At 53.5% G+C, this 19,933-nt stretch carries 23 protein-coding genes and 2 pseudogenes; all 25 read left to right on the top strand.

The genetic code is table 11. The annotated features are described in order from the left end of the window. A partial coding sequence (locus DW937_RS13575) for a DUF975 family protein (protein WP_120121313.1) occupies positions 1-580 on the top strand: 580 nt, incomplete at its 5' end. Positions 581-587: 7 nt separating this feature from the next. Further along, a pseudogene (locus DW937_RS13570) lies at positions 588-899 on the top strand (SLOG family protein); the annotation flags it as partial. 107 nt (positions 900-1,006) lie between these two features. Continuing rightward, the gene (locus DW937_RS14960) at positions 1,007-1,177 is read left to right on the top strand and encodes a hypothetical protein (RefSeq protein WP_008723379.1); all 171 of its coding nucleotides are present in this window, start codon (positions 1,007-1,009) and stop codon (positions 1,175-1,177) included. A 15-nt stretch (positions 1,178-1,192) separates the two neighbouring features. After that, the gene (locus DW937_RS13565) at positions 1,193-2,308 is read left to right on the top strand and encodes a hypothetical protein (protein WP_117528113.1); all 1,116 of its coding nucleotides are present in this window, start codon (positions 1,193-1,195) and stop codon (positions 2,306-2,308) included. A gap of 61 nt (positions 2,309-2,369) precedes the next feature. Then, positions 2,370-2,669 (top strand): hypothetical protein, encoded by a 300-nt coding sequence (locus DW937_RS13560; protein ID WP_117528111.1) that lies wholly within the window; start codon positions 2,370-2,372, stop codon positions 2,667-2,669. Then, the gene (locus DW937_RS13555; protein WP_242993151.1) at positions 2,666-3,178 is read left to right on the top strand and encodes a hypothetical protein; all 513 of its coding nucleotides are present in this window, start codon (positions 2,666-2,668) and stop codon (positions 3,176-3,178) included. Before DW937_RS13560 ends, DW937_RS13555 begins: the two co-directional genes overlap by 4 nt. Then, positions 3,175-3,408 carry an Imm17 family immunity protein gene (locus tag DW937_RS13550; protein ID WP_117528107.1) on the top strand — a complete coding sequence of 78 codons (234 nt, stop codon included), beginning with the start codon at positions 3,175-3,177 and terminating at the stop codon, positions 3,406-3,408. Before DW937_RS13555 ends, DW937_RS13550 begins: the two co-directional genes overlap by 4 nt. A 13-nt stretch (positions 3,409-3,421) precedes the next feature. Next, positions 3,422-3,634, top strand: coding sequence for a hypothetical protein (locus DW937_RS13545; RefSeq protein WP_055270385.1), 213 nt, complete (start codon positions 3,422-3,424; stop codon positions 3,632-3,634). Further along, positions 3,631-3,870 (top strand): hypothetical protein, encoded by a 240-nt coding sequence (locus DW937_RS15275; protein ID WP_242993150.1) that lies wholly within the window; start codon positions 3,631-3,633, stop codon positions 3,868-3,870. The genes DW937_RS13545 and DW937_RS15275 overlap by 4 nt, the downstream gene beginning before the upstream one ends. A 215-nt stretch (positions 3,871-4,085) precedes the next feature. Further along, positions 4,086-4,706 carry a hypothetical protein gene (locus tag DW937_RS13535; protein ID WP_117528105.1) on the top strand — a complete coding sequence of 207 codons (621 nt, stop codon included), beginning with the start codon at positions 4,086-4,088 and terminating at the stop codon, positions 4,704-4,706. Between the two features lie 14 nt (positions 4,707-4,720). Beyond that, positions 4,721-5,560, top strand: coding sequence for a DUF2262 domain-containing protein (locus DW937_RS13530; protein ID WP_117528103.1), 840 nt, complete (start codon positions 4,721-4,723; stop codon positions 5,558-5,560). 12 nt (positions 5,561-5,572) lie between these two features. Next, positions 5,573-6,076: a DUF2004 domain-containing protein gene (locus DW937_RS13525; protein ID WP_117528101.1), complete on the top strand. Its 504-nt coding sequence runs from the start codon at positions 5,573-5,575 to the stop codon at positions 6,074-6,076. 36 nt (positions 6,077-6,112) lie between these two features. Further along, positions 6,113-6,439, top strand: a complete 327-nt coding sequence (locus DW937_RS13520; protein ID WP_117528099.1) for a DUF5713 family protein — start codon at positions 6,113-6,115, stop codon at positions 6,437-6,439. Between the two features lie 5 nt (positions 6,440-6,444). Next, complete coding sequence (locus tag DW937_RS13515) at positions 6,445-7,392, top strand: DUF4241 domain-containing protein (protein WP_117528097.1); 948 nt, start codon at positions 6,445-6,447, stop codon at positions 7,390-7,392. Between the two features lie 14 nt (positions 7,393-7,406). Further along, positions 7,407-8,366 carry an NTF2 fold immunity protein gene (locus tag DW937_RS13510; protein ID WP_117528095.1) on the top strand — a complete coding sequence of 320 codons (960 nt, stop codon included), beginning with the start codon at positions 7,407-7,409 and terminating at the stop codon, positions 8,364-8,366. Positions 8,367-8,374: 8 nt separating this feature from the next. Continuing rightward, a complete protein-coding gene (locus tag DW937_RS13505) occupies positions 8,375-8,608 on the top strand; it encodes a hypothetical protein (protein WP_117528093.1) in 234 nt (77 codons plus the stop codon). Positions 8,609-8,628: 20 nt separating this feature from the next. Further along, the gene (locus DW937_RS13500) at positions 8,629-9,228 is read left to right on the top strand and encodes a hypothetical protein (protein ID WP_117528091.1); all 600 of its coding nucleotides are present in this window, start codon (positions 8,629-8,631) and stop codon (positions 9,226-9,228) included. A 2-nt stretch (positions 9,229-9,230) separates the two neighbouring features. Continuing rightward, complete coding sequence (locus tag DW937_RS13495; protein ID WP_020225637.1) at positions 9,231-9,476, top strand: hypothetical protein; 246 nt, start codon at positions 9,231-9,233, stop codon at positions 9,474-9,476. Positions 9,477-9,486: 10 nt separating this feature from the next. Beyond that, positions 9,487-9,921 (top strand): annotated as a pseudogene (locus DW937_RS15270) (Imm51 family immunity protein); the annotation flags it as partial. Continuing rightward, the gene (locus DW937_RS15265; protein WP_333530216.1) at positions 9,907-10,200 is read left to right on the top strand and encodes a hypothetical protein; all 294 of its coding nucleotides are present in this window, start codon (positions 9,907-9,909) and stop codon (positions 10,198-10,200) included. The pseudogene DW937_RS15270 and the gene DW937_RS15265, both read left to right, overlap by 15 nt. A gap of 16 nt (positions 10,201-10,216) precedes the next feature. Next, complete coding sequence (locus DW937_RS13485) at positions 10,217-10,903, top strand: hypothetical protein (protein WP_242993149.1); 687 nt, start codon at positions 10,217-10,219, stop codon at positions 10,901-10,903. A gap of 14 nt (positions 10,904-10,917) precedes the next feature. Continuing rightward, positions 10,918-11,328 carry a hypothetical protein gene (locus DW937_RS13480; protein ID WP_117528085.1) on the top strand — a complete coding sequence of 137 codons (411 nt, stop codon included), beginning with the start codon at positions 10,918-10,920 and terminating at the stop codon, positions 11,326-11,328. Positions 11,329-11,339: 11 nt separating this feature from the next. Continuing rightward, positions 11,340-12,317 (top strand): hypothetical protein, encoded by a 978-nt coding sequence (locus DW937_RS13475; protein WP_117528083.1) that lies wholly within the window; start codon positions 11,340-11,342, stop codon positions 12,315-12,317. A gap of 42 nt (positions 12,318-12,359) precedes the next feature. Then, positions 12,360-19,052: a DUF2185 domain-containing protein gene (locus tag DW937_RS13470; RefSeq protein WP_117528081.1), complete on the top strand. Its 6,693-nt coding sequence runs from the start codon at positions 12,360-12,362 to the stop codon at positions 19,050-19,052. 15 nt (positions 19,053-19,067) lie between these two features. Then, a complete protein-coding gene (locus DW937_RS13465) occupies positions 19,068-19,931 on the top strand; it encodes a CbrC family protein (protein WP_117528078.1) in 864 nt (287 codons plus the stop codon). The last annotated feature ends 2 nt before the right edge of the window (positions 19,932-19,933 follow it).

Raw genomic sequence — 19,933 nt, 5'->3', positions numbered from 1 at the left:
GCTTGCCGGCATTGTTCTGTGGGCAGTCCTCCAACTGATCGTGGGCGGTGCAGTTCAACTGGGATATGCTCATTTTAATCTGAACCTTGTAGATGGAAATGATGCTGCCATCTCGGACTTGTTCTCTCAGAAAGACCGTCTGTGGGATGGCTTCTGCATGAAATTCCTGCAGGGTCTGTACATCGCCCTCTGGTCGCTGCTGTTGGTGATTCCGGGAATCGTGAAAACATACAGCTATGCGATGACACCTTACATCATGTCCGAGCATCCTTCGCTGACCGCAAATGAAGCGATCACAGAATCCCGGCGGATCATGAATGGCAACAAATGGCGGCTGTTCTGTCTGGATTTCAGCTTCATTGGCTGGGAGCTGCTCTGTTCGGTGCCACTGTATGCCGAGGGTTTTCTGGTTCTCAAATATTTCACCGGTTCAGAGGCTCTGGCGATTTCTCTTGTTCTTCTGCTGACAATTCCATTGAGCATTGGCTTCTTTTTTGTACGCCCCTATGAGGAAGCTGCATGGGCCACTTTCTACCGCGATATTACCGCAGCACCTACCGAACCGGATGAAGCATATTGACTTTTATATTAAAATTATCGTTGTAGTTCCCTTCATCGGCTATGACTCTAAATGGCCGGATCAGAGTAAACATAGATTGAAAAAGCTGATCCAAAACGCAAACGATTCTATTGTTATTTCACATTCTGCGGATGTTTCCAGTTATAAAAAAAGAAATTATTATATGGTCGATCATGCAGAGTACCTTATCGGTGTGTTTGATAATCAGAAAAAGCTGCGTTCAGGCACAGCACAGACAGTCAACTATGCCTTGCATCAGGGAAAAGTAATCACTCTGATCCATCCAGACACTATGGAGATAACAGCCCCTGCGCCTTAACAAATTCACAAAAATTTTTCATTAGCATTTCTAACAAAATATTTTCATTGAAGGGGTGCTGTGATATAATAAGATATAAAACTACGCTCAGAACAAATGGTGCCGCTATGAACAAATATATTGGACAGCAATTTGCTGCTTTAAGATACGAAAAAAATATTTTGGTTGTTGAAGAAACTACATCTGCTGGTGGATGCGGCTCCTTCAACGCGGCTTCTTCATGTCCTGCGTCAGCCTGTCTTTATGACAGTGCGGCGTGGGGCTTTTTTATTGCCTGAAAGGAGTATGAGAACATGAGTCTGAAATATACCTGCCCCAGCTGTGGAACCCCATTGGGTTATGAGGGATTGTGTTGGAAATGTAAGTGCGAGCAAGAACGGCAAGCTGCTCTGGCCTGGATGCCGGAACAAATTGTCGAAAAACAAAGAAACTTGATACAGAACATCCAGAGGCTGGCTGATATGGAGGACCCGGAGTTCACCGACTTCTGGCAGCTGCTTGGCTACCATGATGCCATCACCCCGGAGATTCAGCGAGTGGCACTGGCCGCAGAGGTGTTCTGGCCCTGTGAGATCTATTATCATGCTCCCGCCGATGTGCGGGATGGTCTGATCCATGCGCTGTTGTCCGCGGAATATTCCAGCGCGGCCTCCAACCTGATGAGTTGCCTTGCTATGCAAGGAGATGACAAGGCAATGGAGACTCTGCTGGAGCTGGAGCGAAATCCCCGGCCCTGGCGCAAGGGCCTCTATGTAGACCCATCCAGCTATGCGCAGATCGGAGGCTGGACCTTCGACAAGGAGGGCCAGAAAATCCAGCTCAACTTCGATACCTGCTATCCTATGGTCAAAGGAACCACCAGCGAGAAATCTCCCGTCCGCATTGGCCGGGCACGGGAGGACACATGCCCCCACTGTGGCGGACGCATGGTGGACATGCTGGTGCTGGATGGCCGGGATGAGCGGCTGAAATTTCTGGGGTTGGATGGTATTCTGACTGCCACCTGCTGCCCCAACTGTGTGGGATTCTTGAAAGGTCCAGCCTTTAACAGTTTTACCCTGGATGGCGGCGTGGAAGTCTTTCCCTCCGAGTTCTTTGACGGGGCGGAGAAAACGGATTGCTATGTCAGTCCCGAGGACTACAAGGCCCTCACGGAAAATCCCTTTGTGCTGGGCGAAGCGCCCGTGCCCCTGTTTTACGGTGCGGCCTGCCAGGATGTGAACACGGTGGGTGGCTTTGCCAACTGGGTACAGGACGCGGAATATACGACCTGCCCCCACTGCGGGAAACCTATGAAATATCTGGCCCAGATTCAGTGGGATACGGTGTTTGACTGTGCGGAGGGCACGCTCTATGTGGAATTCTGCCCGGACTGCCATATCGTGTCCATGCAGCACCAGCAGACCTAAAAAAGTCGCACAGTATGAAAAGAGAAATACCAGCAGGTATTTGCGTAAGGAGGCGTCCACTATGTGCGAGCACTGCCGAAACATTCAAACATGGAGAAAATTTGACGCCCCAAAGGACTATCTGGCCTGTATTGCTTACATTCAGCAGTTGGTGTCGGAGGGGGAATTTGAACTGATGCAAGAGGAATCCACCTGCCCACTGGAGAAGGTAAAGACAGAGGATGGCTGGGCAGACGAAATTATGGCTCACATGATTAGGTGCAAGCACTGCGGCCAGATCTTCACCTGTGTGGTCAACACCTGGCGAGGCAGTGGACACTTCAAAAAAGCAAAGCATGACACAGAAAAGGCGGTGAAATGATGAATCAGGCAGAAAAAGCAGAGCTGCTGGAGCAGCTTGAGCAATGGAATAAGAAGGACGAGTATTCCCGGTGTATCCGGGCCATCGAAGCCATCCCGGAACAGGAGCGGGGCTATCTGCTGACCGTCAAGCTGAGTCGGGCTTACAGCAATCTGGCGGTGCTGGGAGATCATGGAGAGCATGGGACCGACGGTGAAGTGGACGGGGATCTCATCCGACACGCCATTGAGCTGCTGGAGTCCGTCCGCGCCCAGGGTGAGAACGATCCCTACTGGAACTCCCGGATGGGCTATTCCTGCCTGATGGCGTACCGCTCCGCAGCCACCGCCTATGAATACGCAAAATGCTGGCTGGCCCTGGCCCCGGATGACCCAGCCGCCCAAAAGCTGGTTCGGGACTGCGAGGAATATCTTGAGGAGGAAAAAGCCTTGGAAATAGATTTGAAAGAACGGGAGGAATTTATTCGGCGGGAAACTCCCGATGATGAAAAGGGGGTTATATGTAAATGAACAGCGAACAGATCACAGCATTTTTACAAGAGCATTGGTACATTGCCTCGGTGCTCATCGGGGCCGTGATTTTGTTTGGAGCAATCCGCAACTGGAACTGGCTCTGCGACCCTACCGGCAAGCCGGATTCTCACCGCTATGGACGCGGCTCCCGGCGGGTGATCTTCTTCCTGCTGGGTGTCCTTCTGATCGTGGTGAGCATCTGGGGATTCGTGCTGAAATTGCAATAAAAGGAGCGATCCCATGACCCAAGAAGAACAGATCCGCCTCTATCGGCTGATGGAAAAGCTCAACTGGTTTTTCCATCAAGAGATGCACTACCTGGATCGGGAAACGGCGGAAAAGACCGCACGAGAGTGTTACCCGGAAATTCGAGATTTTACATACGATATTTTATGGAACGACCTGCCCAAAGAGGTCCAGGAGCAGCTCATGGACGAGGAGGAATCCCTATGAGTACGCTGATTTGCTCTTTTGATGGTCTGCACGACAACAGAGTCCTGCGCTACTACGCTGACTTTGAAGCCCACATCCTGCACATGGATACCCAGACCGAGGCCGGAGAGAAAGTATCCGTTCACTTTACTGGCCTGCTGGCCCACTGGTTTGAAAATGTGGTTCAGGACAACATCCTCTTCGGCATGGATGAGATCAGCGTGGACGCTTTTTTGAACAGAATAAAGACCTGCTGAGCGGGACCATCTCTTACGGTTTTCCCGCCTGTTGCAGCATCGAGGAACTGCGGGAGCGCATGGATCGGGAGCACATCCGGGTATTTGTCATTGATTCTTCCCTTGGGCTGTGCGGATTTGTATTGGCTCAGGAGGTGAAACTGCAATGTCCATAACTGCCTATAAAGTTGAAGCCATCGGTCATGACCGAAAGGGTGAGTTTGAGGAGTAAAGCCATGACATCAATAGACTTTCTGAACAAGGTACATAAAAACCTGGACTCGCAGGAATACAGCCTCTCTTATTCTCCGGCCAAGTCCAAGAATTATATGCTGTACTGCAATGGCAACTTCATCGGCGGCCTGTTCGATGAGGAGCTGTGCTTCGTCTACGCCGACAGCGTGAGTGAGCTGCTGGGGCAGCCGGAACCCGTCTACCGTGGCTACTCCAGTACCGCCCAGCACAGGATGCTGGTAATCCCGGAGGAACACTGGGCGAAGGCGCTGAAACTGCTCTATGCTGAGAAATTTGACTGGAGCCGTTTGGTGTACGACATCACATACACCAGCATTGGCGCGGCTGTGGTGGAGGACTTCTATGACGAGAATGTGGTATTCCTGCGCTTCTGCTTTGAAAAGGAATTGCTGAAAAAGAACCCTCTGGACCGGCAGGGCCGTATCCTGCGGATGGTCTATATCAACCAGGACCTGACAAATATCGGTAAGAATTTGTTTCCTGAGTTGCTGGACAAGTTCCTTGCTTTTTATGATCGGAAAGGAAAAACCAGTCTGGAAACCATGCTGAATCGGTGGTACACCGCGCTGGAGAAGGAGTACCGCAGCCAGACGGCGGGATAAGGAGGGCTGCACTAATGTTTGAAGAATTCTATGAGATGTACGAGTCCGAGGAGCAGGAAGTGATCGCTCTGATCAATCGCTGCATTGGGGGCGGATTTAACTGGAAAGGCAACTTTTGGGAAATGACCGTTGTGACGCTGGGCATAGTGTTCTGTGACACCGGCGAGGTCACCACCAAAGAGGAGCGGCTGGATTGGCCGGTCAGCGATGAGGAGCGTAACAGTGACAAGGGGTGGGGACGCTTTCAAAGCGAGCAGATCTGCCGCCTGAAGATCCGCCGGATGAAAGAAGAATTGGCAAAGGATCTGGTGGTGCGCCCTTGGTGTATCTCCGAGATAGTCAATGCCCATGAGGACTGCCCGGAACTCGGGGCCGTTCTGGAGGAATACCACAAGCCGGTGGTGATCCAGGACCAGGTTCTGGGAGAACTAACACTGGACAAGGACTACGGTTCCTTTGAGGGGGAGATTCCATGGTGCGGAAAGGATGTGAGCCTTTCTCTGGAGGTCAACGCCGAGAGCAAGCCCTCCTGGACCCGCGCCCGCAGCGCCGCCAAGAAGCTGCTGGCCGACTGTGACACCTGGGACAAAGCCATGCGGGAGCTTGCGGCCAAGAACCTGACCGAGCTGGCCAACAACTGGCTCTCCCAAGATGAAGAAAATCCCCGTAACCCGGAAACCGACCCCATCACAGAGGAAGAATTGGCCCGGCGGATCAGCCTGACGAGCCTGTCCGTCACCTCCGGCGGCAGCTTCACTGCCTGGTTTGACTGTGATGAGATGTTCACCGACCATGCTGTGACGGTCTACGGCTCCTTGAAAAAGGGCCTCAAAACTGTCAACATTGAGGGATAAGGAGGCGCAGAGATGAAACTGAACTGTAAACGCATTGATTTTACATATACCCCCGGCGAGGAGATCTTCGCCTTTCCCGATGAATCGGGACTACCCTTTATCTTCGATGTAGAGGAAGAACTGACCGGCGATCCTGCTGCCATGGATGCGGTGGGAAAAATGCTGGATGAGGCGGAAAAATTGGCGGAGAAGGCCAAAGCCGCCATCAAAGCAGCGCTGGCGGACGAGGACAGCCGCTACCATAGCGTTGTGACATTTTTCATGGAGTTCCATCGGGACGATGTAGGCCCGGATATTGTGGCGGAACTTTTTCCGGGAACCGACCCAGCCAAACTGTCCTTTGCTGAGATGGTTGACTTTTTGAAGCTCAAGCGGTTCGGCAGTCTGGTGGATAGCGAGATGAACCAGCAAGTTTTCATTCTGGATCTGTCCTTTAACCCGGAGATTACCGACGAACTGATGGTAATCTACTTTGATTTGAACAAGGAGATTTTCTGTATCACACATGAGAGCTGAGCGTGACTGACATACACGAGGAAAGGAGCAATCCCTATGAAAGCATTTGACCCCAATTACAAGCTGCTGGACGAGATGTATCAAGACGATTACTATCCTGCTTTTTTGGTGGACAAGGTAAAGGACGAACTCCAGAAAGTCATCGACCTGCTGGAGAGCGGCGAAACCAATACCGATGCGGTGCAGGAGACGCTGGACGAGGCGGTCTGCGGCATCAATGATCTCCAGGAGGAGTTTGACGAGAACGACAGCGAGATCGAAACGGTGGCACGGGAATGCATTGCGGCAACCGTGGCCTACATTCTGGAGTGGTTCAATATCCCCATTGACACCGAGGAAGCTATCCGGGAACGGGACTGGTGAGCCCTATGGCAGAAAAAGAACTGGCCGTTTGTGATGAGTGCGGAAGCCTGTTTTTCAAAGGCTCCTCACAGATGATGGGGCTGTGCCCGGAATGTGCTCATGTTCTCTATGGCTACCCGAATTGTGACCATCATTTTCAGGATGGCCGGTGTGTGAACTGCTACTGGGATGGCTCAAAGAGCGAGTACATCAAGAAAGAGAATCAACAGGAGGAAACTGATATGCCTACAACTGAATGGCTGAACAAATACGAAGCAATTAAGGATAAATTGACCTGTAAAGATGACTTGGAGGCCCATTTCACTGAGAAAGTGATTGGGAATATGGGCGTGGATGTGCTGGACATCGGGGCCGTCCTCTTTCCTACCGGAACAATTTTCGCCTGCGATCCGCTGGTGGAGCTGGAGGACACACCGCCCTTTATACAGACAATCCCCGCCGGGACTTATCCCGTAAAGATCTGTGTGGTGCCCAGTGAGAAATATGGTGATCGCTATGCCTGTGTCAAGGTGGAAGTTAGCCAGGAAAAGCCTGTCCGCTATGAGCTGGGCATGACCGGCAAAGAGGATCTGGACGAGGAATTGGGCGAGGACGAGTATTTTGGCTTTGGCGTAGACGCTGGAATGGGCTGTGTTGCGGACATCCAGACCCAGGCGGCCTTCAAGACCTACTGGGCCAAGCGTTTGGAAGAAGACCCGGACATCGACCCCTACAACGACCTGTTCTGCGATCTCCTGGAGGAAAACGCCAAAGCCCACCCAAAATATCAGGGGGACTACGGCGACTGGCTCAACTGGACGGTGCCTGACACGGACTGTAATCTGCCCATCTTTGCCTCTGGCTGGGGGGACGGCTACTATCCGGTCTACTTCGGCTATGAAGCGAAAGGTGAAATCTGCGCCGTGTATGTGCGCTTCATCGACATTGAAGCCAGCTATAAGGAGCAGGCGTAAGGAGGGAAACAGCGATGGCATGGCCAAAACGGGCGCGGACAGTGAACTGGGAGAGCGGTGTTCTGATCTTAGACGGAGAAAAGCGATTTGAAGTCCCGGAGCTGACCCCAGAAATCATGGAGCAGCTGGCCGGTTACACCCTGGTGGGCTTTCATGTGAAAGGCTATCCGGTGACGGATGAACTGCTTGCCACCTTTGCCGGACATAAAAGCATGGTCAACTTCGGCGTGGAGGACGGCGCGCTCACTGATGCCTGTTTCCCCGTTTTTTCCGCTATGCCCAAGCTACGCTATCTGATGCTGGACGGCAACGCCGCCATCCACGGCAGCGGCCTGTCCGCCTTGCAAGGCTGCAAGCTGGACCTTCTGACGCTCAACCGCACCGGGCTGGACGATGCCGGTCTGCTCCAGGCGGTCTCCATCTCCAAGCTCTCCCACATCCAGATCGACCATACCGCCGTTACCTATGAGGGCCTGCTGGCCATCGCTGGCAACAACCGCATCGAGCCGGTGGCCCATGTGCAATTCACCAAGGAGCAGATGGAACACTTCTCCCAGCTCCAGCGGGAAAAGGCCAAAAAGCCCGTCCCGCTGGACGAACAAGCGGCGGCGGAATGCCGCGGGGTGTTGTCCGCTTTCTTTGCTGAGATGACAGAATGGGAGCAGCACATGGAGCAGGCCGGGTTTGAAGATGCCGAGGCTGTGCCCCGCCTGCTGGCGATCTGGGAGAAGTATGTGAGCGAAAAGCCCCGTCTGGGCTATCGGCCTCTGGGCCTCTCATACAGTGCCCAGGGCACCTACAACGGAGAAGAATTCCTTGACGCGGAGCAGATCACCAAGAACAAGCTCTACATCTACACCAGGGAGAAAAACACCGGCTTTGACCGCCGTTTCCTCATGAAGCGTGTGGGCGAGGGCTGGAGGATCGACGGGGTGCAGGAGCGGCTGGACGGCTGGCAGCGCACGGGATTGTGAGGCATCACATGGCTTGGAAATATGAAACTTTTGGCCCAGACGGTCAATGCAAATTGTTCGGTGTGAACATCTTTGACTACAACTGGCAAACCACCGGCAAGCGAGTAAAAGTCAAAGACCCGATCTATCACCAAGACCATACCTTCGAGGTCTGGCAGGTGGAGATTGACGGGCAGATCCACCGCTTTGCCGCTGGAGAGTTCTCCAACTGCGTATGGGGATTCTATCTGGAAAAGAACTGATGAGAGGAGTGTGTGGGCGCATGAGCCGAATTGTTGATGAACCCTACTTTACATACAGTGCATACAACGCCCTGACCTCTGGCATTCAGGTGAAATGCCCCAAGTGCCATGGCGCAGGTGTGGTGACAGCGGATGATGACAACGCCTATTTCCGGTGCCTGAGCTGCGGCCACCGGATGACGCAGGATCGGACGATCTACCGTTATGATGTCCATAACCAGTGCAAAAACTGCGGCAGGTACTACCGAGTGGATATTGAAGATACGGCAAAGCAGCATTTTCCCGTCCTCCATGTGACCTGCCCCTATTGCGGAACAACCATGTCGGGAGAAGTTCATAAAACAGCGGAGGCGTTTTCATATATTGGCGAAATCAGAGATGGACGAGAACCTTATTTCGGGTTGGAACTATGGTTTTTGACTTCATTTCAGGGAAAACCTGTATGGGCACTCAACCGAGAACATCTTGCCTATCTGATCGGCTATCTCAGCGCCGGACTGCGGGAAAAGCCGCCGGGAAGAGCGAAAATGACCCAGGCCGACCATCTCCCCACCTTTATGAAAACCGCAAAGAACCGGGAGCGGATCGTGAAGCTGCTGAGGCAAATGCAGGAGAAATGAGGATGGAACAGAAAGTAATTTACAACGGCCAAATTCTTACTCTGACTCGGTTTTGGGCAACAGGAGAACCTTGCCTGTGGATCACCGACCCACAGCAGATCGAGATGCCCAAAATGGAGTTTGTGGGAGGCCACCCGGACGAATACTGCATTTTCCTGAAAAATCTGACGGAAACAGAACTGGCACAGATCACATCTCTGGACGGCGCTCCACTGGATGTGAAAGAAGAACTAAGCGACATCGAATGAGGAGAACACTATGAAAGACCTTTGCCAATACGGAAACCGACCGGAGGACGAATGGGAAATCTTGCCCTGGATACCCGATCCGCGTCCGCCTTTCAAAATCTGGGTGAAGCCGGAGCAGATTGCGCCATTCTTTCTCATTCCCCACCACCCCTATGCGCTCTCCCTTCTGCTGAAAATCAACGATGGATTCCGGACGGAAGAATTCCGTCGGCTGGGACTGACTGGAAGCAGCGGAGACTGGGAGCGGCTGGTCCGGGGCGTGATACGGGAGTTCGAGGAAAACAACAGCGGTGTGGGTCTGTTTAACTTCGACTCTGACGAGGATGTGTTCTGCGTGTATTCCCAATACATCGACGATTTGATGATGTTGGCCAAAATGATCCGAGTAGCCTGCGCCGATGAAAAAGCGATGCGGACTTATCTTGGCAAGATCGAGTACATCAAGCTCTTTTGGGAGGGCGCACCGGAGGGTGAACCATCGGTCATCCTCTATGAAGTGGATACCGAAAATGAGCGGCTGGCTCTCCGCTCCATCGACATCTTTGCAGATTGCCGCACCCGTAACATCCCTGACCTTTACGACGGCGCCATCGAGATCACGCCGATCCCCACCGTGGAGGAATTGAACGCCCATGTCTGGGGCGAGGAATTCCACGCCTGCATCATAGAGCAGGCGGAATTTGAGGCCATCTGGGAAAGCCGATTTTATAGCGGAGCGTTTTGAAAAGCGAGGAATGACAATGGTTGAAATCAATCGTGTCTGGCTCAATGTGGATACAGACACCAACAAAATCACACTATTCAGCCGTCCCCGTGTATCCATCCGTGTAGATGAGTACATTTGGAGTTTGATTGAAGAAAATATCGTGAAGCCCCATAAGCTCATGCGAAGCGAAAAGCATAGGTATCTGCTGAAAACTTCGTTTGACCGATTTGATCCGGTGCGGCACCAATATTATCCACTTTCCCCGTACAACGGGCCGCTTCGGGAAGGCGTCAAGCCGGACAGCGCAAACGGATGGTATCCCCGTGAGGACTTTGCAGACTCTGAGGAACGCACCACCTGGTTCTCTCCCGATAAAATCTGGACAAACTGCGGCAACAAGGTTCTGGATGTCAATATTGATGCCGCCAATGTGAGCGAGAGCATCACCCCCAGAGAATACGCAGACTTGCTGTTCGATGGGATTGGTGCTGCACTGGTGTTTAACTTCAAAAGGCTCAAGCGCGAGGAGTTTGATGAGCTGAAACCCAGGATCGACTGGAGCATGGTAGAGAGCTTTCCCTTTCCAGCAGCCTTTGAGGAGCAGCAGTACATTGGGGACGAGGGCAAAATTCATGTGTATTCCTGGGATGGCCGGCAGGAAACGGACCTTGTAGGCCCCTATTCCGTGCGGGAGTTGTATCTGGAGCATTTCGGAAAATAGTTGGGAGGAATCTGATGAAACAGACAGATATTTATACTGAGGCTCTGATCTGTCTGCGCTCAATCCTTCAGGCAGACCATCCGGAATTCAAGAACTGGATTGACTGGTTGGAGCGGGACATTCAGGACTGGAACCAGCGGCGGGAGGTTACCCATCATCTTCGGGCATACGGTGGTATGGGCTCATTCAATGATCTGCCCAGTATGCGCGGAAATCACGACTACATTTTTGACTTTCTAAAGTCTGTGTGCTATGCCTTCGGCCATCTTTATGGCAAGCGGGAGGGCATTTTGCCAGAGGCATTGATGGAGGAGTGCCTCCACGATGTAGAGCAGGCAGCCTATCACCCCCATAAGGTACTGAACCAAGCCATTGCCCAGCACTTGATGCAGGGCGATTTACAGGAAAACCTGGATAGGCTGTAGGAGGACTTGTTATGAACGAAAGACTATTCCGCACCCAATTCAATCAAATGGACACCACCGAGAAGCAGGCGCTGATGGAGAGCCTGGCTGCTCGTTATGATATGACCTTTCTCGGTCTACATACCTTTGACCGCTGGGGCCAGAACTGCACCACCGGTATCTTCGAGAAAGATGGTCGGGAGTTTGTCTTTGTCCCCGGCGATACCGTCACCCTGGGCTGGGAGCAGTTTGCCGTGGGACTGAATCAGGAGAGCCGGGAGGAACTGGACTATCTGTACCAGGAATGGGAGATGGAACCGCAGAACCCGGAGGAGATGATCCGGGAAAGTATGGCTCCCGTTCGGCAGGCGGCCATTGGCCCCATGCTGGTGGGCCGGGAACTGGAGGAAATTAACTGGGAGCCAGTCAAAATGGACGATCCCAGGCTGACTGCCCACCCTGACTGGCTGAAGGAGTTCCGGGATTTTGCCTGGAGTAACAGCAGCAGTCTTACCTTGCATCAGTCGGCCCGCATTGAGCGGACAGAAAAGGGCTTTCAGACCTGGATCTATAACCGCACAGACTACGATGCGCTTCTTGCCATGCTGGAAAACAGGGGCTTCTCCCTGCCCACGGCGGACGAGTGGGCCTACCTGTGTGGCGGCGGGTGTCGGACCCTGTTTCCATGGGGAGATGGGTTAGACTACTCCATGCGTCTGCACTGGTTTGAGGACATGGATGAGGATGAGAACCGGCCCTATGACATGGAGGAACCCAACTTCTTCGGCCTGTCCATCGCCTACGATCCCTATATGCGGGAGGTGGTGCAGGCTGATAGGCTTACCACCTGCGGCGGTGACGGCGGATGCAATATCTGCGGTGGGCTGGGCCCATTTCTCGGTTTCCTACCCTGTTCGCCCCACTGTAAGCCAGAAGTGCAGGAGGACAATGAACTAAACGGAGATTATGACTTTTATCGGCCTATCATTCGGTTGGAGAACTATGATTGACAATAGAAGCTTGATACGAAATAAAGAAAGAGAGGTGCCGACATGGGAGCATGGGGCATAAAAGCATTAGAGCGTGACGAAGGACTGGATGTACTGGACATCCTCAAAAATGAATATGTACCGGAGCATCCGGTAATGGATCTGGGCGAGATGATCGAACTGATGAAAGAGGAAGTCATGCTGGGAGCTGACTTCTCACAAATCGACTTCCTCTTTGACAATACTGCGATGGCTCTGGCGGAGCTGTATTTCCAATGGAAGGATAATGGCAAGCTGGACTACGATCATGAAGAAGCTATATGGGATAAAGTCACCGGTTTCACAGCATCCAAAGAAGCCCTTGCTTTCCTGCTGCGGCAGCTCACCGACATCAAAAACGAGGTGCCGGACGAGGACGGCATCCGTGAGATTGTGGATCTTTGGAAGAACGAGGACAGCGGTGAGATCGCTCCTGCGTGGTTGGAACACTTGAATCAGCTCATTGATCGACTGGATTCAGAACAGGAGGCACGACAAATGTATATCAAAAAATACTGGGGCAACTTTATTGGCGGTTCCGATGACAGTCTGAACCTTGTGGCATTTTTGGAAGACCAGAAGAAAGAGGAGATCCCCCTCAGCGAGATATTTGCCAAGATTGGGCTGGACAAACAAAACTGGGACTTCCGCCAGACCGTGGAGTATCTGGAGTTTACACACTCCGATGGCGTGGAGATGGACTTCCACTTCGCCATTGATGTGGTCACTGATCTGGCCGCCATCCTGCTGGAGTGCAGCGTCAGCGGCAGTGTAAACCTTCAGGATCTGGACGAGTACAACACCCCTGCCCGCCGCATCCGCATCACCGTCACGCCAGAGGAGCATGATGCCATGAACAAGGCACTGGCGGATTTTGCCCAGAATCCGCTGGAATATGACCTCAGTGAGATGATGGACAACGAGGAGATCCAGGAGATGGCTCGGGATGTGGAGGCGCTGCGGAAGGAACTGTACGAGGCCGCTGGCCGCAACCGGGACTACCATGTGAAAGCGGAGGATGTGAAATCTCTGCTCCCTGACTGGAAGGGTGCCGATGGCTGCATCGCCACCAACCGCATCACAGTAGAGGGCCGCAAGGTGGGCTACTGCTACAGGGAGGAGCCGGACGGCGGCTGGGACAGCGGCTGGCGCTTTACCGCCGGTGATGAGAGCGACGAGTACATGGACGACCCTAACAACGCCGGGATCTACAAGCTGAACACGATCTGCAATGACGATCCCGACATCATCCCTTTGCTGAACACCCCCGCTCCCTGCGCCTTTGAGCGGGATGAAAATGGCGTGTTCCAGCAGATCAAAGACTGGAAACCAGATGAGGACGAGGAGGACCCTGATATGGATATTTTGAAGCAGTGCCAGAAGTGGCATGAGGAGGACAAACACCAGAAAATCGTTGACGCACTGGAGGCAATCTCTGCCGAGGAGCGTACCCCGGAAATGGATATGGAGCTGGCCCGCGCCTACAACAATCTGGCGGACTCCAGCGAGCCGGAGGGAAGGAAGCTGCTTCACCAGGCACTGGAACTGATGCAGTCCCATGAGGAGGAACTGGGAGATACTTATTCCTGGAATTTCCGTATGGGGTATGCCTATTATTATCTGGATCAGGAGGGCCGCGCTCTGCGGCATTTTGAAAAAGCTCTGGAACTGCATCCCGGTGATGATCCTAAGCTCAACACCCGACAGGACATGGAGGAACTAATTGACTCGTGCAAAAAGGGTATTTCTCTGCCGCAGTTCTGGGAGTGCTTCCGGGAACGGACAGAGAACTGGTGGGAAACCTTTGCCGAGATGGAAGCAGAGCTGCGCCAGATGATGGACGAGGACAAAGATCACACCCGCGGTGCGGAGATCGTGGCCCAAATGGAGGAAACCCTGAATTTGGTTTTTGACGAGATTTCCTTCGAGATGGGCTTCAACGGCGAAAAGCATGAGCTGATCCTCACCCCGGAGGGGGATAAGGTCAAACTGTTTGAGCTGGTCTACTTCCAGAAGCACGCCCCCAAGGAGGTGCTGGAGCACTGGAATATCCTTGTGGGCCGTCAGCCTCTCCAGAACATCGGCCTGCGTACTGAGGATGGCTGGGACATCTCCGGGGAGGATGTGCAGATCTGGCTGGAGGAGCAGGGTGAAAACAGCTTCGCCATCTCCGCCTACTGCGAAAAGCTGCTGCCTATGCTCCGGGAGGAAGAAGGCCGGGCCTGGTGGATGCTCACTACCCTCACCGACCAAGTGCTGGGCGAGATCTCCCACATGAGATACATAGACAGCTTTGATGTGCTGGAGGAACCCAAGGCAGAGCCGTCCTTCCTCCTGTCCCAGCTGCCCGACAAACTGCGGGAGCAGGGCCTGGAGCTCTCCACCGACCCGGAAGCCTATCTGGAGAGCTACCTTGGTTACAAAATGGAACCCAAACAGGACCCGGACGCCGATTGGCGGCTGGATGTAATGGCCGGTTCCACCTGCTGTGTGCCGCTCATCAACGGCTATCTGAATGCCGACAATGATTTTATGGACGATCTCCATGCCGACGGCGCGGTGGCGGGCTTCTTCTGCTATCCCCTGGATACCCTGCGGGAGGAGGAAGGCAGTCAGAAAATTTTCGACTTCCGGGACAAACTGGAGGAAGTGCTCACCGGCGGGGATGGTTCGGAAGTGCTCACTCTCACCGGCGGGGCTACCGGCCTCTACTGTGGCTATGTGGACTTCATCGCCTGGGACATCCAAGAGGCGCTGAACATGGCGAAAGAGTTCTTTGAAGGCACGGACATCCCATGGGCCATCTTCCACACCTTCCGCCGTGAAGCCGGTTCTGTATCCCTAAAGCAACAAGATGATGGGACAGAAACTGAGAATCAGGATGACGAGTTGGACGAAACGCTGACGGGCATGGACTATATTCCTTACACCCAACAGAACGCCGAAGCATTCTTCGCTCAGCTGGAGCAGTGGAACGACGAAGACGAGTACACCCGCTGTATCCAGGCACTGAATGCCATCCCGGAGAACTGGAGGAACTACCGCACCGCCTACGCCCTGGCCCGTGCACTGGAGAACTACGCCATCATCGGGGACCATGACGAAGGTACTTTGAAATCCAAGGGAGACAAAGCCCTTCTGAGGGCCATTGAGGTGCTGGAGTCCGTCCGGGAGGAAGGCCAGGACAAGGCGGAGTGGAATATGCGGATGGCCTATGGCTATCAGTATCTCTACGGCCAGGAGGAAAAGGCCATTCCCTACGCTCAGCGGTGGGCAGAGTTGGACCCGGAGGATGAAAATGCCCCGGCAGTAATTCGGGAGTGTAAGGCGGAGATTCGGAAACGCCAGCGCAGCCGGAAGAAGAAGGCCAAATTCGTGCTCGGTGATACTCCATTTGAGGGCTTCGACCTCACCAACTTCTGGGATGATAATTGGTATGCACTGAAAGAATATGTCAGTGATCCGCCTTCCGATGAGCTGATTGCCAGCGTGGAGGAGGAACTGGGCTATAAGCTGCCCGCCGCCTATATCTGGCTGATGAAGCAGCACAACGGCGGCATTCCGGTGAATACCTGCTATCCCTGCGATGAGCCGACCTGTTGGGCAGAAGACCATGTGGCCATCACCGGCATTTTCGGCATCGGGCGGGAAAAGAGCTGCTCCCTCTGCGGAGAGCTGGGAAGCCAGTTTATGATCGATGAGTGGGAGTATCCTGCCATCGGAGTGGCCATCTGCGACTGTCCCAGCGCCGGACACGATATGATCTTCCTGGACTACCGGGTTTGTGGCCCCCAGGGAGAGCCTGCGGTAGTCCATGTGGATCAGGAAAACGACTACAAGATTACCCATCTGGCAGACAGCTTTGAGGAATTTGTCCGCGGACTGGAGCATGAATCCCTCTATGATCCGGATGAAGATGTAGAGGATCTTGAGGATGACGCCGACGAGGAGAAAACTGACCGTAAGGGCTCCTTTGCCGGGTCTGTGCTCCTCTCCAAAGCGGAATGGGACAAGGAGCAGTTGATCCGGAATCTACGGGAAGAATGGGGCATCGTAGATGAGGAGCCGGATGAGGGCGACGAAGATGATGAGAACAGCGATGACGCTGTGGTAATGCGGGTCGGCGGCATGATGCTGATCGTGACACTCTTCCACGGTCACATCCCTGACAATGAAGCAGAGATCAACGCCGAAAACAACTATATGTGGCCAGAGGCCGTAGAAGTGGCCAAAACGCACAAGGCCCATATCATGGTGGCTGTGTTGGGCGAGGAGGAAAAACTGCTGGAACGGGGTAAGCTGTTCACTAAGGCGATGGCAGTGTGCTGCAAGCAGAAATATGCCACCGGTGTCTACACCAGCGGCGTGGTATTTGAGCCTCGTTTCTATGAGGGCCTTGCCGATATGCTCAAAGAGGACGAACTGCCCATCTTCAACTGGGTTTGGTTCGGCCTGTACCGGAGCGAGGGGGGCCTAAACGGCTACACCTACGGCATGGATGTGTTTGGCAAGGAGGAAATGGAGGTGTTGAACACCGACGCTGAGCCGGAGGAACTGCGGGACTTTTTGGCCAGCCTTGCCTCCTATGTGCTGGCGTGTGATGTGACGCTGCAAGACGGCGAGACCATCGGTTTTTCTGCGGACGATAAGCACACCATCACCCGCAGCCCCAGCATCTCTCTGCCAGAAGAACAGATGACCCTGAAGATCGGTTACGAGCCTATAAAGGGAGATCCGGAGGATGACAGCTGCGACCACTCAGACAATGATGACACGCAGGATGAGGAAGAATTCAGTAATCCCGAAGTCTACACAGAGGAGGAGATGGAAGCCGTCGAGGAGCACATTGAGCAGTATTTCGGCAAGTTCGAGAATGTGTTCCATGAGCTGGTTTCTCCCGACATCCATGTGGACATCTGCGTGGTGCCGCCCTCTGAGGAGCGGGACTACTGCACCCTGGTCACCATGGGCATGGGCGCTCACCGGATGAATGTGCCGGAGGAACTGGCGGAATATAAGCTGGAGCGGGCGGAGCTGGCCATTGCCCTGCCTGCGGACTGGAAGCTGGATCAGGAGTCCATGAAAGACGAAAAGTGGTACTGGCCCATCCGCCTGCTGAAATCCTTGGCCCGCCTTCCCATTGCCAGCGATACCTGGCTGGGCTTTGGACATACCATGGATAACAAGGAGAACTTTGCGGAAAATACGAAGCTGTGTGCCGCCATTCTCACCGGCCCCCAAAGTACAGAGGAGGGCGGCGAGGTCTGCACCCTGCCGGGCGGCGAGGAGGTCAACTTCTATCAGGTCATTCCGCTTTATGAGGACGAGTTGGACTATAAACTGGAACATGATGTAGACGCTCTGCTGAACAAGATGAGGGGGATCAGTTTTGTTGTAAACCCCACTCGTCAGAATGCGATCACCCGTGGCACCCTTTCCAATGATAATTTTGACGGTGAGATGGACGACGCTTCCTATCACCTTGAGAGCATTGAGGAGAAGGAACTGCCTATTGACCCCATCAATGCTTATAACCACATGGCCATCTACTTGCGCTGGTGCATGGAGCACGACCTGATGGGCGAGGACTTCCTGAAAGAATACAGCGAAGTGGCCAAACAGGTCAAAGCCGACCCTGCCAGCGTGGATCTGCGGGAGTTTATCCGGGATGAGCTGGACGGCTGTCTGTTCTTTGTGCTGTTCAATCAGCAAGGCCGTGCCTTTGCAGGCTATTACTACGGAGAGGGCGACAGTCCCTACTATCCTGCCGACATTGATGACTATGCCCTGAAATATTTTGGTCCGTCCCGATACCACTCCAATGAATTTCAACAGGAGGCATACTTATTCATCCCATTTGATGAGAAATACTATCAGACCATGGCTCAAGTGATTAAGGAACGCTTTGAAAACTGGCAGGGACAGGACTTCGACGAGGACACGCTGGAGCCTTCCGAAGTGGCTCATGCCATCATGGAGTATCTGGACTGCGAGTGTACCTATTTCCCATCCATGGCAGATGATGACCCCATCATGTCGGCATACAGCTACGCCCAGCGGCTGGGGGTACGGGAGGGCTTTGTTCCCGTACTTATCCAGGCGGATGATGAAACGCTGTTGGAATGTCTGGTAATGAACGCCGACCCGGAGCATGATGCGGACTGCTATGAATTTGACCTCAAAACGGTAGAGGAGTACCGGAAGAAGATGCTCTCCGCTCCTGTTAAGGACGGAAAGGCGATTTTGGAGGAATTGACCGGCCAGCGCAAGGAAGAAGCCGAGGACGATGATCTGGACTGGGAGGAGGAAGTCCTGGGCGAGATGGAGGGCGGAGAACCCAACGACCGCTTCGCAAACTATTGGAACGATGATACCGGAATGACATATCCGCTCATTCTGGCTAAAATTCCGGTAAAGAACCCCTGGGAGATCTTCGCCTACCTGCCCTTTGGAAATTGGAATGAGTGTCCCGACACACCGGACCTGATGGCAGTGGCGAAATATTGGTTCGAGCAACATGGTGCCATCCCTGCCGCCATGAGCCACGATGAATTGGAGTTTGAACTTCCAACTCCGATCTCCAAGGAAAGAGCTATGGAGGTGGCTGTGGAGCAATATGGTTTCTGCCCAGATCTGGATCAGAATGAGGATGGAAGCATTGGCTCCTTGGCAGATGTCCTGTGGCAGTCCACCGTCTGGTATTTCTGGTGGGATTGATGGGAGATTGTGACCATGAACGAATACCTGAAGCAATATATTGAACTCCAAAAGCAGTTTCGGGAGACAGAAGGAGATCCGGACAGTGTCCGTGCTCTCTATACCTTCAAGGAGAAACTGGAGCTGTCGGAAGACAAGCAGGCCAAGGAAGTGCTGGTGGATGTGTATGATCTGCTGGACTTCAAGAAGGATGCCTACGAACTGCTCTGCCAAATCGGAAATCGTTCCGACAAGAAGACCCTCAAGCGGCTGGGCATCTTGAAGGACTATGCGAAAAACTGGGGCAATCATTATGCCCTCCCCAGGCCCAAAACGCCGGAGGAGAAGCAGAAAGAGAAGGAGCGGCAGGCCCAGCTGGGCCTGCCCGCCTTCCGGTATCACCCCAATCCTCTGGAAACTGGGGCTTTTGAGGAATCCGCAGACGGCGTTGTCTGCGACTGCTGCGGCAAGACGACCCATATTTTCTATACAGCCCCCTTTTACGCCGTGGAGGATATTGCATATCTGTGCCCAGAGTGCATCGCCAACGGCGAAGCAGCCCGGAAATATGACGGTAGTTTTCAAGATGATTTCTCTGTGGATGATGGTGTAGACGATCCGGAGAAGCTGGACGAGCTGATCCACCGCACCCCCGGCTACTCCGGCTGGCAGCAGGAATACTGGCGCGCCCACTGCGGCGACTACTGCGCCTACCTGGGCCATGTGGGTGCCAGAGAACTGCGGGCCCTGGGTGTGCTGGAGGAGGTACTGGACGATCCGATGTGGGACGATGAGCAAAAAGAAATGATCCGGGAATCTGTCAATGGCGGGCATCTGCAATGCTATCTGTTCCAGTGCCTCCACTGCGGAAAACACCTGGTCTGGATGGATTTTGATTGAGG

It is taken from the genome of Faecalibacterium sp. AM43-5AT, assembly GCF_003603345.1.
GTDB classification, from domain to species: Bacteria; Bacillota; Clostridia; order Oscillospirales; family Ruminococcaceae; genus Faecalibacterium; species Faecalibacterium taiwanense.
This window is presented reverse-complemented; position numbering and strand designations above follow the sequence as displayed.